Genomic DNA, 15383 nt, shown 5'->3' with positions numbered 1-15383 from the left:
CATTTGCGCACCCGATGTGTTCACCCGCTTATAGTAATAATACAAATGAACAGGCAGCCTTCGGCAACCGAACAAGTAAGTCATCGTGTTGCAAGCAACCCTTGTCTTAACTTGGTTCGATTAAATTTGTACTTCGTTGATGACCAGAGTAGAGAAAAGAAGAAGAAAAAGTGCTTAGGTCGGGTGCGAAAATATCATATTCATGCCAAGTAAAATCAACTTAAACCCAAACAACCAGTATCGACTACACCGCAACGTGTTCATTAATTTATAATATTATGAAAACCAACTCATCCACATCTCATCCGTACATTATATCTTGATTTCAATTTAATTTACACGTACAGTTGGTTTACATGATTTAATTTACACTTGGTGTGCAATGGTAAAAATCGGATATGGACGAGTAAGCTCGCAATCGCAATCTTTTGAGATTCAAGTTAACAGGCTTAAGCGTGAGGGTTGTGAGAAGGTGTTTACCGATAAGTTTAGTGGTAAGTCATCGAATCGCCAAGGATTGCAAGATATGCTGTCATACGTTCGTGAGGCGGATGAAATATATGTAACTAAGCTTGACCGCTTGGGGCGTAATACGGCTGATATGATTTCGATAGTGGAAAGCCTGACAAAAAAAGGTGTTCATATTACTTTTCTTGATGATGGAATATCGACTCGTGGTTCTATGGGGATGATGGTTGTTACTATATTGTCAGCAATTGCGACAGCAGAAAGGTCTCGGATTATTGAGAGATGCAATGAAGGACGCGAGGCGGCTGTCGAGCGTGGCGTAAAAATGGGAAGAAAACCTTCGATAAGTAACGCTATTAAAGCTGAAGTTAGAGATATGGTTGAGTCTGGCACACCTAAGACTGAGGTAGCTAAATTTTTCGGCATCTCCAGAACTAAGGTTTATCAGGTTTTAGCTGAGTTAGAGGTGATTGTATGATAAGTGGGCTGGCTGGGTCTTTGGTGGGAGTGAATGATAAGCTCTGGATTGTTGGTAAGGTTACCAATGTACTGAGTGATAGCTGGGATTTTATCGGGGTATTTTCTAATGAGTCACTTGCGTTGGACTCTATTGATGTCTGTTTGGTTGGTATGGGTACTCACGAGGATAGGGGGCGATATTTTATTGCCCCTGCGAGTCTAGATAAAGCGATTGTTTGTGCTGATGGCTCTGATTGGGATGGTGGTTATTTTCCATATTAAAATAGCGTTATCCGTGTGTAGCTTTATGCGTAAGTGTTTGAATTGTTTTATTTGATGCGTAGGTGTGCTTAAATAATGACTGATTAACTATTGTTAATATTAAGGCTAATACAAGGATATTTAATGGCTACTCTAGATTGCCCCTCATGCGATAAAAAAATTGAAGTTACATGGAAGCGCTACTGGCAGTCAGCTAGTGGTTATTATCGATGCCCGAGTTGCGCCAAGCTATCAAAAATCAGAACGAAGCCGAGTTTTGTTCGATATTGCTCTTGGGTGTTGCAGTTAGCGCCTTTGGCATTGTTTATTTTTATAATAAAAACTGGTGTATGGTCAATAGTGGTATTGGGTTTTTACTTTATTGTTTTCTGGATAGATAAGCTCCTAGATGAAAGGTTTGGTTACTTGGAGCGAGCGCCCGAGCCGAGGCGAAAAAAAGTGCTTTTGATTTTCCTTCTTCTTGTTTTTCTTGTGTATAAATTTTTTCAATATCACGATGACCCGTTGGAGCCGGTGGCACAACTATGGATTGAACAATATTCGGAACAAAATAAATTAGAAAACAATGTCTTTATTCAGTTGATTGGTATGCAGAATACAAGTAATAGCGATGCTGATGCGCGAGGGAGGGAATTGTACTTAAACAGTTTGGCAAAAATAAAAAAAGGCAAGGTAGGTCAGAAATTAAAATACCCCAATATAGTTGGGTTTGATGCTTTAGATGATGAACCATTACTTTGTGAGCTAAAGGATATTGATTGTGTTAACTATTTGAAGTTGAACTTATCTCAGGCAAAAGAGTTGGTTGACTCTTTTAGTTTGGTTATCAATGGATATTTGAAGTTGGAGAAACTCACTAATTTTTCATTTTTAAATTCAATAAGCACTGAGCCTGACTTTAATCAACTGATGACTTTGAATAAATTGCTAGCACTAAGTATTGCAATAGATATTCATGAAAACAAATTAGATGAAGCCGCTGTTAAGTTGGTGCAAAAAATAACTATAGACAGGGCTTTCATGAGTAACTCAAATGATATTTTGTTTACTGTTTTACCTGTTGTAAATTTTGAAAATCACTATCTGTACCTACTAGTTAATCTCGTAAGAGGTGATTACCATAATACAGAATATCTAGAGAGTGTTTTAACTCCGTTGACAGGCAAGGAAATATCAATGAATGATAGTTGGAAGGCTAAATTTGTTGATTACGCAACACCTATGAAGTTTGAAAATATAGCTGGAGATGCGATAGCTCAAAATGGTTTTTGGATTAAACTTAATGCGAGAATGAAATACAAAGAGAATATGACTATAAATGACTTGTTTAAGTACTTTCAAACTCAAATTATCCCTGATAATTTTAAAAAAAATTCATTGATATCACTAATAAAAGACATGGATGATAAAGCGAATGTTCATTATGATGCATACGCTAGTGACAATGATAACCTGTATCTATACTTGATTAAAAACTATAGAAATCCAGTAGGCGCGTTGATGGCTGCAACTGCAAGACCTAAGTTTCTCAATATGTATGGGAGTGTAATGGAGATGGATATCAATATGTTGCTGGCTAATATTTTAATAAAATCTCACCACGGTAGTGTTGAAGATATTTTGACTGATAAGGGGTTTGTAGAGCCATACTCAAACACAGCGCCATCATACGGCGAGCACGGTGTTTGCTACACAGTCAATAAAAAAGAAATTTGCATGAATATTAATTAGCTTGCTGGTTGGGTGTATCAAGATTGCCACTAGCTAGGCTGGATAGGTCAATCTTTGATGATGCTGGTGATAGTTGGGAAAATCATGATGATGGTTAATATTTCCCACCGATAAGCTTAACCAGTGACCCACGACGAACATCATCAACATTAACAGTAGTATCATTAATAGTTTCACTGATAGTGATGATGGAGGTTTATTGGTGTCATTCAAATGGTGATGATGGAGTGAATAGGTGTTCAAATTAGTTGTAACTGTGATACTGGCTGTGATACTAATTGATTGAACCGAGATGAATAGCTTGTTAAATATGGGCTGTAGAGCCTATGGAAGTATTGGGTTGCCACCATTCTTTATTTATCACTAACTTACAATCTTTAGCTACCTTGCTACGTTCAGTACAACCTTTTTACGACTAAAATCTCCCATTTATACATTCGACACGGTATTTATTGCTAGCGAAATAATTCCATCTGAAAATCCCAAGAATATCCCGTAATAAACAAGCCAAGAAAATATTAACTTACCGACCTATGGTTTTACTGGCAGCAATGTTATTTAAAGGGATCATGATACTTGTCAGTCGTTAATAAATCATATGCTGATGTCATCACACATTCATCCATCCTACTTGTAAGCACTGAAACACTCAAAAATGAGTACAAAGAGATAATACAGGTATATTTATGTCTTTATATTTTTAAGGCCATTTAAGTGGGTTAGCTGGTTTCTGACAAAATTAAAAGCATTTAGCTAGTTAATGGGTAAAAAGAGGAATATTAATTGGTATTAAAACCTTAAAGGTATAAAAAAAAGGTCAGGTCATCATTTAAAGGAAATGCTTAAAGGTAAAAGCAAGTGAGCATTGACTTGACCACTTGCCTTATTAATAAATCAAAGAGCAGCAGTTAAGTGTTATGAGTTTTCATAAACTCTATTGCCTTACTAATCGCAACTTTTACATTGTTTTCCATTTCAAAACGCTCTGAAGCAGGCAAGTAGAATGACATATCAACTTCATGTCTAATATAACGAGTGGGTAGTTGATTGAGCACTACACAGGTTAGGTCAGCAATAAAGTCAGCTTCATATTTCTCTTCTAATTTTAGCGCGGCAAAGTGTTGTACGACTAGTTTTTCATAATAGTTATGAATGTCATCAGATATTCTCATTCCAGCCCTCTTTTACGATTAAATAATGGATCAATTTATTGTTTGTTATTATTTAAGATTAATGCGAGATGAAGCAAAAAGCGAGTTATTTAACAGATATCATCGCGGTTTTTCTGAAACTTCTATTTCGCGCTCTATTTTTGAAATAGCTTGACGACAACGACCTAACCTTTGGTGAAGAGCAAGGACTTCATCCAATATTTTCTTTGCTTTGGCGGGCGTTGCAGTTTGACGAAGTTGTTCTCTTTCATTGAGCATAGCAAGTAAGCGGCGCTCAAACTCGTGGTGCTCTGCTAATTGCTGATAGAGGGCTTGACTGGATTTAAAGAGTTCTTTTGCCGCTTTTTTATAGCGCCTAGCGTTTATCGCTGTTAATCGGTATTGTGCTTCTTGATGAAGACCTTTGTTTGATCTTATTGCATTAATTATTGATGATATTTGTTGCTCAATACCTTGCAATCTATTTTGTGATAGTTCTTTTTTTCCACTCTGCAATAACCGAGCTAATTCGATAGTTTTACCACGCACCTCATCAACATATGCGCCTATTTTATCACTGTTGGTGGCAAATAAAGCTTCTGAAAAGATATCTTTATCTTTTAAAAGATAATGTGATTTAGTCTGCTGATTTTCAGTATCAATAATTTTAGCCTGCTCAGCTAGACTATCTAAAACAGCTGTAATTCTGTCGATTGCTAATTGCATATTTGACGACCTCTTGACCTTGTTATTGAGTGAACCACGCATGATAAGTTAAATTTGCTGACATAGAAATAACGACGATGATGAAAACAGGACGAATAAAGCGGTTACCAAACTTTATTGCCCAATGTGCACCCACAGCAGCACCTAACATAATAAATATACCCATCGAAATACCGATAATAAAATTAACATAACCAAAATAAATAAAGGTTAATAAGCTACAAAAATTACTGACAAAATTAGTTGATCGAGCCAATCCGCAGCTCAGTAATATGTTTATTTTGTAAAGTGCACTTGAGGATGCGGTCCAAAACGCGCCGGTTCCAGGACCTGCGAAACCATCGTAAAACCCTAAGAGTAAACCCTGAATACTTTGGGTGATTTTTAAACGAAAAGTTAACGCAGGTAGCCCCTTTAATTCAGTGACAATTGTTTTAGAAAACAGGGTGTAAATGGCAGTGATAACGATAACAATAGGAATAAATTTTTCTAGAAAATCACCTGATAAAAAACCAACAGCAAACGTGCCCGCAACAGCACCTATTGCCGTATATAAAATAGATAAACGCCAAAATTTGGGATCAAATAACTTTTTACGATAAAAAGTCACTGAAGCGGTTAACGAACCAAAAGATGCGGCAAGTTTATTGGTACCTAAAGCAAGATGTGGTGGTAAACCTGCCGAGAGTAATGTTGGAACAGTTAGCATACCTCCACCGCCAGCTATTGCATCAATGAGCCCTGCGATAAATCCAATGGCACATAAAGTGAACCAAATTTCAAAATTAAAAGTTGAATCTATAAACATAAATAAATATAGGTAAATTAGTGCTATAGGCGAATAGTAGCACGGTTTTAATCTTTAAATATGTCAAATTACCAACCTTTTTTTTATAAATATTATGAATATTTTAATAAATAAATTTGACTTAGTACGAATGAATTAGTAAAACTAATAGGAGCAAATATATTTACAGAAAATTGTGTTTGTTTAGTCGCCTAATTTATTCAGAAAGTTACTGCAAATCACTTATGATTTTTTTAACTTAATGTTTATTTTTTGTAACGAAACCAGCAAATTTATGTAATTTGCTGGTAATTAGCAGCCTTTTTTATGTACCTAGTTGACAGCAACGCTGTCGTCTGGGAGTATTGCATTGTTTTATTCTAGAGAAATAAAAACTTAAAATGGCAGATTATTAAATTTGCGTTAACATCTCCATGTTATCCACATTCAATAGCAATTGGTTGGGAACTATGTCCAAATTTAGCAACAAGAAAAGCCTTATCGCTTCGACGATAATTGGCGCACTAGCATTAACAGCAAGCAACTTCGCTTCTGCAGATGCATTATCAGAACTACAAAAAGCAGAAGCTAGCACTTTTCAAGCTTCTAAAAAATCACAACAAAAAATCAATAGTATTTATGAACAAACTATTGAGCTTTTAGGTGAATATCGTTTAACTGTTGATGAAGCTGAAACTTTATCTCAATACAATGATCACATTCAATTGATGGTTAATGACCAACTTGCGAATATCAAATCTTTAGAAGATCAGATCGCTGGTATTGACAAAACTAAACAAGGTATCGTTCCTCTTATGTATAAGATGATTGATACGTTAGACAAGTTTGTAGCGTTAGATATTCCTGTGAATATTGAAAACCGTAAAGAGCGCGTTGCTAACTTACGTGACGTGCTAGGCGCTTCTGATATTTCGGTATCTGAACAGTTTCGTTTAGTACTTGAAGCTTACGAAATTGAAGCAAACTACGGTACTGTTTTTGCAGCTTACCAAGGTGAGCTTGATTTAGGCGACCGTACAATTACTGCTGACTTCGTTCATATGGGCCGTGTAGCTCTAGTTGCTCAATCACTAGACATGAAAAATGTTTGGGTTTGGAACAATGAAACACGCGGTTGGGAAGCATTAGGCGATGAATACTTAAAGCCTACTAAAGATGCAATCGCTATGGCGCGTAACCAATTACCAAAAGATTTAACTAAATTACCAGTATTTGCAGCGGGAGCGAAATAATGAGAAAAATTATTAATTTTGTAATGCTTGCTGCGTCAATGACTGTAGCAACTTCAGCCGTAGCTAATGACTTGGATGATTTATTAAAGCAAGTTAAAAACGATCGAATTTCTGAAGGCAAGCTTGATAAAGCGCGCGAAGCAGAGTTCACTTCAGCTCGTGCAGACAAGCAAGCACTTTTGAATAAAGCTAAGAAAGAATTAGCCAATCAAAATACACGTAACGACCGTTTAACTAAAGAATATGCTGCTAACGATATTACTATCGCGCAACGTTCAGTTGAATTAGACAACGCTAAAGGTACTCTTGGCGAAATGTTTGGTGTTACTCGTGCTGCTGCCGCTGATGCTTACGGTCAAATCGTAACTTCAATTGTAAGTGCTGAATTTCCTGGACGTGGCGCAACATTAGATGTTATTGCCAACTCTAAGAAAATACCTGAACTTGAGCAACTTGAAGAGTTATGGATTGCTTTACAAACTGAAATGACTCAATCGGGTAAAATTTCACAGTTTAGCGCTGAAGTAACAAGTTTAGATGGTTCAACCTCTACACAAACTGTTACACGTATTGGTACTTTTAACTTAGTATCTGCTGATGGTTTCTTAAACTACAATGATGAAGTTGGTCAAATTCAACCTTTGGCTAAACAGCCAGCGGGTTATATTTCTAGCACAGCTTCTGATTTCTTTGGTGAAACTTCTGGCTATCATCCTCTATACGTAGATCCTTCACGTGGTGGTATCTTAGCCCTTGAAACTCGTAAGAAAGTTCTTATGGAGTTCTACCATGAAGGTGGCACTGTTGGTTATGCAATCACAGTATTACTTGTTATCGGTTTCTTAATTGCTTTAGAGCGTATGATTTTCTTAACGACTATTAGCTCTCGTATTAAGACTCAAGAGAAGAATATTGAACAGCCTAATGATAACAACCCATTAGGACGTTTAATCAAGGTTTATCACGAAAACAAAAATGTTGACGCTGAAACACTTGAACTTAAACTTGATGAAGCTATTTTACGTGAAACACCGAAAATCGATCGCGGTATCAACTTAATCAAAATGTTTGCTGCTATTGCTCCATTAATGGGTCTATTAGGTACAGTAATCGGTATGATTATGACTTTCCAAACGATTACATTGTTTGGTACAGGCGACCCGAAAATAATGGCTGGTGATATCTCTCTTGCACTTGTAACAACTGCATTAGGTCTAATTTGTGCATTACCACTTATCTTAATCCACAGCGTTGTTGCGGGTAAAAGTAAGTCAGTATTGCAAAAGCTTGACGAGCAAAGCGCAGGATTAATTGCTGCCATTGCTGAGAAGGAGTCTAAATAATGTTATTCCTGATAGAGCTTTGGGAATCTGTCAGGAGTTTTATTGCGACAGGTGGTAACGTATTATATGTTGTTGCCTTCGCTCTCTTACTGATGTGGGTAATGATGATTGAACGCTACTGGTTCTTATCAAAAATTTATCCTGCAATGAAAGACGATATCGTCAATCGTTGGGATGCACGCCAAGATACTACATCTTGGTATGCCCATCGGATTAGAGATACTTGGATCTCCGAAGCGACAGAATTACTAGAGCAACGTATGCTCACAATTAGAACCTTAGTGGCAATGTGTCCACTGATTGGATTGCTAGGTACAGTCACCGGTATGATTGGTGTGTTTGAGACAATGGCTCAACAAGGTACAGGTAATCCGCGTCTGATGGCTGCTGGTATATCAATGGCTACTATCCCGACAATGGCGGGAATGGTTGCTGCGTTATCAGGAGTGTTTTTCAGTACAAGGTTAGACGCTAAAGTTAAACTAGCAAAGGCTAAACTGATTGACAGTTTACCTCATCACTAGAGAGATATTCGAATGGCACGTAAACGTATTCGTGAAGACGAAGAAGCAGTAATTGATATGACACCGATGCTAGACATCGTATTTATCATGCTGATCTTCTTCATAGTAACCACTTCATTTGTAAAAGAAGCTGGTATTGAAGTTAACAAACCTAAAGCCGCTAACCAAAGCAAGCAAAAATCAGCTAACATCTTTATTGCTGTTAGAGAAAATGGCGAAATTTGGTTAGATAAACGTCGCGTTGATGTCGAACGTGTTGCTGCTAACATTGAGAAGTTATTAGCAGAGCAACCAACTGATGTTGTTATCATTCAAGCAGACAAAGATGCAAAACATGGCATAGTTGTTAAAGTGATGGATGCGATTAAAGATGCAGGTATAGATAGAATTTCTATTGCTGCAGCGAAGGGGTAGTCTATGGTTCGCTTTTTAGTTTCATTACTACTAGGCGCAGCGGTTACTTTTGCACTATTTTCTTTTATGGCTTTTCTTGTTTCAAGTGGTGACATGACGAAACAAGATCCATTGGATAATATTATTGTAGAAGTTAATACTACGCCGCCTAAGTCAGCAGCAGAACGTCGACAGCGTGTACCGCCGCCGCCGCCACCGCCGCCAAAAACGCCACCTAAGCCTCAAGCTCCAGAGCCTGAAGCTAATAACAACTCAGGTGGACTAACGTTTAATATGCCTAGTGTGCAATTATCTGGTGCTAATTCAGGTATGTCTGCTCCGGGAGCTGGTTTTGGACGTGACGGTGATGCATCGCCAATCGTACGTATTGACCCTAAGTATCCACAGCAAGCCGCTCGTGATGGTAAAGAAGGCTGGGTTAAGCTTTCATTTACCATTACCGAACTTGGTGGTGTTGAAGATGTTGAAGTCATCGATTCAGAACCGAAACGTATATTTGACAGAGAGGCTAAACGCGCTTTGAAAAAATGGCGTTACAAGCCAAAAGTTGTTGACGGTGTTGCTCAACGTCGTCCTGGTTTAACTGTACAACTAGACTTTAGTATGAATAAGGAGTAATCAGAATGAATAAGATTTTTATATCTATATTGATCATAGGTTCAGTAACGATTGCTCATTTGCCTTTATCTCCTGTAGCTTATGCTATAGGGGCCGAACAGAGTGAAAGATCAGAGCGTAAAACACAGCTTGTTGGTCCTTCTGTTGGTAAAAAGGTAGCCAAAGCTTTTGAAGCTTACGGCGTTGAAGCTGAAGATGGTTCTAACATCGACAATGCTCTGACTTTGCTTTTAGACATAAACGCAAAAAAAGATTATGACATTGCCTTTTTAGATCGCTTTATTGGCGTGATGTATGCGCAAAAAAGTGACGAAAAGAATGCAATTATCTATCTTAACAAAGCACTTGCACCTGATATCTTAAATGAGAAAGAGCAAGCCGACTCACTGAAACTAGTGGGTGACTTGCAGATGCAAGTACAAGGTTATAAAGAAGCGCTTGTTGCTTATGATGCTTGGATGAAATTTACAGGGGAATCTGATGGTAATGTTTGGATCAAAATAGCTCAGGCTAATTTAGAACTTAAACAATACGCTAAGGTTATTCCTGCTGCTGATAATGCTATCGCGGTTTTTGGTGATAAGAAAAACCAAAATCCACATGTTCTTAAATTAAACTCTTACTATGAACGTAAGATGTTTAAAGAATGTGTTGATGTTTTAGAAACAGCAGTGCAATTATTCCCTGAAGTTAAACTATTTTGGACTCAATTAGCCTCGTTTTATGCGATGGTTGAAGATTACCCAAAAAGTTTACAGACATTGGATCTAGCTTATAAGCAAGGTTATCTTGATAAAGAAAACGAAATTAAGATGCTTGCTAACCTGTATGCTCAAAGTCAAATTCCACATAAAGCAGCTGTTTTAATGGAAAAGTATATTGATTCGGGCGTTGTACCTCGTGATGACAAAAACCTTTTTACTTTAGCTAACAGCTGGCATGCTGCTCAGCATATAGGTAAAGCTGCTGCTTACTACGGTGAATTAGCCAAAATGACTAATTTATCTAAGCATTACAGCAAGCAAGGTATGTTGTTAAATCAAGATGAGCAATTTGCTAAAGCGATAGTTGCTTTAAAGAAAGCCATCGAGATTGGTGTTAGTAACGAAGGTCGCTTGAACCAAAGTATTGCAGAATCATACTTTTATCTTGAAGATTATAAGCAAGCCAGTGTTTATGTACAAAAAGCACTAAAAGACCCTAAGTCACGTAGAACGGCTAAAGGTTGGGTTACTTATATCAAAGATACCGCAGCACGTAAGAACGTTTCTATTTAACTTCTTTTGTCTTTGCGTTAAAAACCAGCCTTATGGCTTAATGCCTGTCAGTTAAGAACTGACAGGCATTTTTTTGCTTCTTTTTTCTGGATATCTTTTAGGCCTAGCCTTAACTATTCTCGGATAACTCCTATCCCGCCGTTCGGGTAAGACAAATGCCTCAGCCATATCAAGTAAACTATTGAGTACGGAAGGAATTTTTCCTGGCGAGACAAATGGCAACATCGTTAACTCTTGAATGATATAAGCCGATGCACGGTTAAAGCTAAGCTGATAGGGCATCACGTCTTTTAAGCTATGTGCCATTTTAGCCATTTGAAATCGAATTAAATTATAGGCAAGTAAAACACCCCATAATTCTTGCTCTATCATCTCTGGTTTTTTGCTTCTTAAGGTCAGCTGATTCTTAAGCATATACTGTTTCATTTCTCTAAAACCTAATTCTATTTCCCAGCGATGTGAATACAAATCTGCGATGTCGGCAACAGGGTACCGTAATGGATCCGTCATTGACGTCAAAATTGAATAGACCTTTCCATTAATCGTACGTTTCACTAACCGTGCCTCCATTGTGGAAGGTAAATTCAACCACTTTTTTCTGGCTTGAGGTGATGTTTTTAAAAGGATTATTTGGTCTCTATTACTATATTTACGGATGACTTCAAACTGTGTCCCTTTTTTCAAAGGTACTAGCCAATGGCGCTCATCACCCGTAGTTCGCCATTGATTAAGTAAACCAAGCGAATAAAAACCTTTATCAAATAGTGTTAAAGAGTTGTCGGGAGTCGATGGGATTAAATCGGCGGCTAAACACATTTCATTTGTAGAAACTTTATCGAATGCAGAGGCGGTTAATAAATGGCTGGTTAACTCCATTTGGCATACCATTCTAATTTGGGGATAAGCTGATTCACGCTTGTCGTTATGCAACTTACCGAAAGCCTCTTCGTTTTCTTTGGTATCTGGCGTTCGCCAAACAACACCATCAACGCCGAGTAGTTTCAATCCACAAAAAGTAGGTGATGGTGTTTTTTCATGCCAAAGCTGTTGAGTCTGATTAAATATGCGCTCAACGACTTCTGCACCTAATCGTTGTCTCGCCTGGACAACAGCACTCGGTGCCACAAACGGGCGTTTCCCTGGAAGCATGATATCGAGTTGATTCACGATGTCACTCATCGGAAGGTGCCTAAATATCGACATTCCCACGATACTCCAAACCATCATTTCAAGAGGTAACCTGCGTTTTCTTAATGTTACGATGCCTGACTCTTTAAGGCATTTGTCGATTAAATCTGGTGATAGTACTTCAGATAAGGAATTAAAATGCTCAGGCGTAAAAGCCTCAAGTGAGTGAAAATCATAATCTAAAGGCATAAAAAAATCCGATGTGAAGTGAACATCGGATTTTGATCTCATTCAGCTAAAAATCAATAGTTTTTTCTTAACTGATCGGCACTAAGCCTTATGGCTGGTTTTTTTATCACTAAAATTCCTTCAATCCAAAAGAGACTTCGTTAAATTTAGTTGATTATCCTTGATAAGTTTTTGGACCAACCGCCTCATTAAAATAATCGAGCCGTTGTAAAGTGTGACAGTGCATAATGTTTGAGACTACCAATGACTAAATGAGCTTGGCTTCTAATGATCACTATTGGCCACATTCCAGACATTAGGACTACTGAGATAAAAACGAATTCAGAATAGTTTTTGTATTGAAAATGTGAAACTCCGAGCTTACTTTTCTTTGGTACTTATTTAGACTAAGTCAAACCCATCTGAATAACTACTTGGTTACAGGTGTTTTACCTCGCACCCACTGTAGAAAACGCGTAAACAACTATTAATTCTCAAATAATTTAAAATTGTTTCTATTTATATTTTTCACTTGATACATAGCTACATCGGCATTTGCCATTAAAGTTTTCTCATTATCACCATGCTCTGGAAACACTGCTATACCAATACTTGAAGAAATAATGATCTTATTTTTTCAATAAAAAATGGTTTAACAAGTGCTTTACAAATCTTATCTGCAATTTCAATCGCATCTTGTTTTTTTGTAATCAGGGGCAGTATTATTACAAATTCATCTCCTCCAAAACGAGCTACTGTGTCAGTTTGTCTACGAACAACACTTATAATGCGCTGTGAAACTTCTATTAATAATTTATCACCTATTCTATGACCAAATGAGTCATTTACGGGTTTAAATTTATCTAAATCAAGCATAAGGACCGCGAGTCTTTTTTTTTCTCGTTTACACTGAGCTATCGATTGATGTAAGTTCTCAGATAATAAACGACGATTAGGTAAATGAGTTAAAGGATCATATAAAGCGATATGTTCCAATTTATGCTCATATTCTTTTCTTTCACTAATATCTTCAATAATACCTAAAACTATTTTTCTTCCGGTAGTATCGGTTAATGCTACACCACTAATACTGATCGGGTATTTTGTTCCATCTTTTCGTATATATTCTTTTTGATTTGGTCCGAAATGACCTGTTTCTTCAAGGTCTTTAATTTGTTGGCGTTCCTGCTCTTCATATTCCTTAGGGGTTATATCCCAATAGCTTAAATGAATAAATTCATATTTTGTATAACCGGTTGAATTTAGAATTGCATCATTAACGTCAAGGAAACCTCCTGTTTCACCATCAACTATTGCCATACCTACGGGTGATAATTGAAACATCGTTGTGAATTTTTTTTCTGAACGAAATAATTTGATTTGTAATGAATTATCAGAATTATCTATTTGGATTGTCATATCTAGACGCACTCCTTTGCTATTTCCCACTAAATATTCTAGGTTATTTAAATATTTTAATGTTTAGATAAATTATAATATTTATATAATAATTTAAGTTGATCTACAATATAAATTCATTAGAAAATATATGGCCAAATTTTTCAGGCTAGCTTCCACTTAGTGCACAAAGTGATCCTAAATATTCCGGTTGAATCTCAAGTATTATGACTGAAAAATCGTTTTTTCAAAAAAGTACCTTAACTGCATCCCTTAAAAACGAACAAGCGTAAATGAGACTAATACCAATCATTATGTGTAGTCACAAAGGCCATGATTTATCATTGATCAAGATCAACTTTTACTAGAAATAAATCTTGTTGTCGGCTAGAATGCGCGCTGAATATTTTCAAGTTAACGAGATAATAATGTCACACGGCGAAGACTTCAAAGACAGCTCATCTATATTTCATTTATTAGCAGCGATTATTGTATTAGTTTCAGCGCCACTTTTGCCTATGGTAATGGGTTGGTTCACTCTGCTTTCAAATTAATATTTTCTCGTTTAATTAAAATAAGAAGTATTAATACCATGGTTATATTACTCGCTGATGATAAGCAAAACGTTTTAGATTTTATTACCCCGTTACTCGAACAACAGGGTCATATTGTTGAAACTGCCGGCAATGGTTTAGCTGCCTTTGAAAAGGCGCAACAGCAGCATTTTGACCTCTATATTATTGACCATCTTATGCCTTTTATGAACGGTATTCAGTTAAGTAAAAACCTTCAAAAAAAGCCTGCTACCGCTAACACTCCTATCATTTTTATGACAACTCAAAATACTACCGATGTCATTGCTTTAACTCGCTCACTCTATTTCCAAGCCATTATTGCCAAGCCTATTAATGAAAACAGTTTGTTAAATGCGGTAAATGAAATAAATCAATTAAATAATACCAATACAAGTCGTTATTCACTGTAAATCATCGTACTTTTGCTTTATTCTTTAGCCTTGATGAATTTTTACTTTTGATATGCTAACGATGACCGATACTGAACTCTCTCTTTTACAAAACTCTATTCACGCCGTACCTGATTATCCTAAACCAGGCATTTTATTTCGTGATATTACCGGCTTGCTTGATGATCCTGCTGCTTACCAGTTAACCATAGATTTATTTGCTGCTAAATATAAAGATTCTGGCTTTACTAAAATTATTGGTACTGAAGCTCGTGGCTTTCTTTTTGGTGCACCTTTGGCACTAGCGCTTGGTATTAGCTTTATTCCTGTTCGCAAACCTGGCAAGTTGCCAAGAGCGACAATTAGCCAAAGTTACCAACTTGAATATGGAACAGACACCTTAGAAATTCATCAAGATGCACTAACCGCAGATGATAAAATTTTGATAGTCGATGATCTACTTGCCACCGGTGGCACCATTGAAGCAACATTAACGCTTGCTAAAAAGCTTGGCGCAGAAGTTACAGATGCTGCATTTGTTATTTCATTACCTGATTTAGGCGGTGAAAAACGTTTAACGGATCTTGGCTTATCGATTTATTCTTTACTGCAATATAACGGCGATTAGGCAG

At 37.0% G+C, this 15383-nt stretch carries 16 protein-coding genes and 1 pseudogene; 12 read left to right on the top strand and 5 right to left on the bottom strand.

The features are described from left to right. The first annotated feature begins 382 nt into the window (after positions 1-382). The 3 genes from A3Q34_RS03510 (at position 383) to A3Q34_RS03500 (ending at position 2940) form a co-directional block, all read left to right on the top strand. Positions 383-946, top strand: coding sequence for a recombinase family protein (locus tag A3Q34_RS03510; RefSeq protein ID WP_070374091.1), 564 nt, complete (start codon positions 383-385; stop codon positions 944-946). Beyond that, positions 943-1209 carry a hypothetical protein gene (locus tag A3Q34_RS03505; protein WP_070374090.1) on the top strand — a complete coding sequence of 89 codons (267 nt, stop codon included), beginning with the start codon at positions 943-945 and terminating at the stop codon, positions 1207-1209. The genes A3Q34_RS03510 and A3Q34_RS03505 overlap by 4 nt, the downstream gene beginning before the upstream one ends. Before the next feature lie 123 nt (positions 1210-1332). Beyond that, positions 1333-2940: a hypothetical protein gene (locus tag A3Q34_RS03500; protein ID WP_070374089.1), complete on the top strand. Its 1608-nt coding sequence runs from the start codon at positions 1333-1335 to the stop codon at positions 2938-2940. A gap of 908 nt (positions 2941-3848) precedes the next feature. On the opposite strand, the gene A3Q34_RS03495 is transcribed toward A3Q34_RS03500, so the two are convergent. The 3 genes from A3Q34_RS03495 to A3Q34_RS03485 form a co-directional block, all read right to left on the bottom strand. Next, complete coding sequence (locus A3Q34_RS03495) at positions 3849-4112, bottom strand: late competence development ComFB family protein (RefSeq protein ID WP_070374088.1); 264 nt, start codon at positions 4110-4112, stop codon at positions 3849-3851. Positions 4113-4211: 99 nt separating this feature from the next. Then, the gene (priC, locus tag A3Q34_RS03490; RefSeq protein WP_070374087.1) at positions 4212-4817 is read right to left on the bottom strand and encodes a primosomal replication protein PriC; all 606 of its coding nucleotides are present in this window, start codon (positions 4815-4817) and stop codon (positions 4212-4214) included. Between the two features lie 22 nt (positions 4818-4839). Next, positions 4840-5625, bottom strand: a complete 786-nt coding sequence (locus tag A3Q34_RS03485) for a TSUP family transporter (protein ID WP_070374086.1) — start codon at positions 5623-5625, stop codon at positions 4840-4842. Positions 5626-6074: 449 nt separating this feature from the next. Here A3Q34_RS03485 and A3Q34_RS03480 point away from each other — a divergent pair, with 449 nt between their 5' ends. The 6 genes from A3Q34_RS03480 to A3Q34_RS03455 are packed head-to-tail and all read left to right on the top strand — an operon-like array spanning position 6075 to position 11033. Further along, entirely contained in the window at positions 6075-6857 is a 783-nt protein-coding gene (locus A3Q34_RS03480) for a DUF3450 domain-containing protein (protein ID WP_070374085.1), read from the top strand. Further along, on the top strand, positions 6857-8200 hold the full coding sequence (locus A3Q34_RS03475) for a MotA/TolQ/ExbB proton channel family protein (protein WP_070374084.1): 1344 nt from the start codon (positions 6857-6859) through the stop codon (positions 8198-8200). The genes A3Q34_RS03480 and A3Q34_RS03475 overlap by 1 nt, the downstream gene beginning before the upstream one ends. After that, positions 8200-8724: a MotA/TolQ/ExbB proton channel family protein gene (locus A3Q34_RS03470; RefSeq protein ID WP_070374083.1), complete on the top strand. Its 525-nt coding sequence runs from the start codon at positions 8200-8202 to the stop codon at positions 8722-8724. The genes A3Q34_RS03475 and A3Q34_RS03470 overlap by 1 nt, the downstream gene beginning before the upstream one ends. A 12-nt stretch (positions 8725-8736) precedes the next feature. Then, a complete protein-coding gene (locus tag A3Q34_RS03465) occupies positions 8737-9138 on the top strand; it encodes an ExbD/TolR family protein (RefSeq protein WP_070374082.1) in 402 nt (133 codons plus the stop codon). 3 nt (positions 9139-9141) lie between these two features. After that, positions 9142-9756 carry an energy transducer TonB gene (locus tag A3Q34_RS03460; RefSeq protein WP_070374081.1) on the top strand — a complete coding sequence of 205 codons (615 nt, stop codon included), beginning with the start codon at positions 9142-9144 and terminating at the stop codon, positions 9754-9756. Positions 9757-9761: 5 nt separating this feature from the next. Beyond that, entirely contained in the window at positions 9762-11033 is a 1272-nt protein-coding gene (locus A3Q34_RS03455) for a tetratricopeptide repeat protein (protein ID WP_070374080.1), read from the top strand. 51 nt (positions 11034-11084) lie between these two features. Here the strand turns inward: A3Q34_RS03455 and A3Q34_RS03450 are convergent, their stop codons facing one another. Then, positions 11085-12410, bottom strand: coding sequence for an IS4 family transposase (locus tag A3Q34_RS03450; protein ID WP_070374079.1), 1326 nt, complete (start codon positions 12408-12410; stop codon positions 11085-11087). A 466-nt stretch (positions 12411-12876) separates the two neighbouring features. Beyond that, a pseudogene (locus A3Q34_RS03445) lies at positions 12877-13808 on the bottom strand (diguanylate cyclase domain-containing protein). A 356-nt stretch (positions 13809-14164) separates the two neighbouring features. Here A3Q34_RS03445 and A3Q34_RS20345 point away from each other — a divergent pair. Genes A3Q34_RS20345 through apt form a run of 3 tightly spaced genes read left to right on the top strand, consistent with a single transcriptional unit; the run spans position 14165 to position 15379 of the window. Continuing rightward, entirely contained in the window at positions 14165-14341 is a 177-nt protein-coding gene (locus tag A3Q34_RS20345) for a hypothetical protein (protein WP_157470776.1), read from the top strand. Positions 14342-14379: 38 nt separating this feature from the next. Then, on the top strand, positions 14380-14772 hold the full coding sequence (locus A3Q34_RS03440) for a response regulator (protein WP_070374077.1): 393 nt from the start codon (positions 14380-14382) through the stop codon (positions 14770-14772). Positions 14773-14824: 52 nt separating this feature from the next. Continuing rightward, the gene (gene apt, locus A3Q34_RS03435) at positions 14825-15379 is read left to right on the top strand and encodes an adenine phosphoribosyltransferase (RefSeq protein WP_197517649.1); all 555 of its coding nucleotides are present in this window, start codon (positions 14825-14827) and stop codon (positions 15377-15379) included. Positions 15380-15383: the final 4 nt, after the last annotated feature.

The organism is Colwellia sp. PAMC 20917 (genome assembly GCF_001767295.1).
Lineage (GTDB): Bacteria > Pseudomonadota > Gammaproteobacteria > Enterobacterales > Alteromonadaceae > Colwellia_A.
Note: the sequence above shows the minus strand (reverse complement) of the source record. Positions and strands in the feature narration are given on the sequence as shown.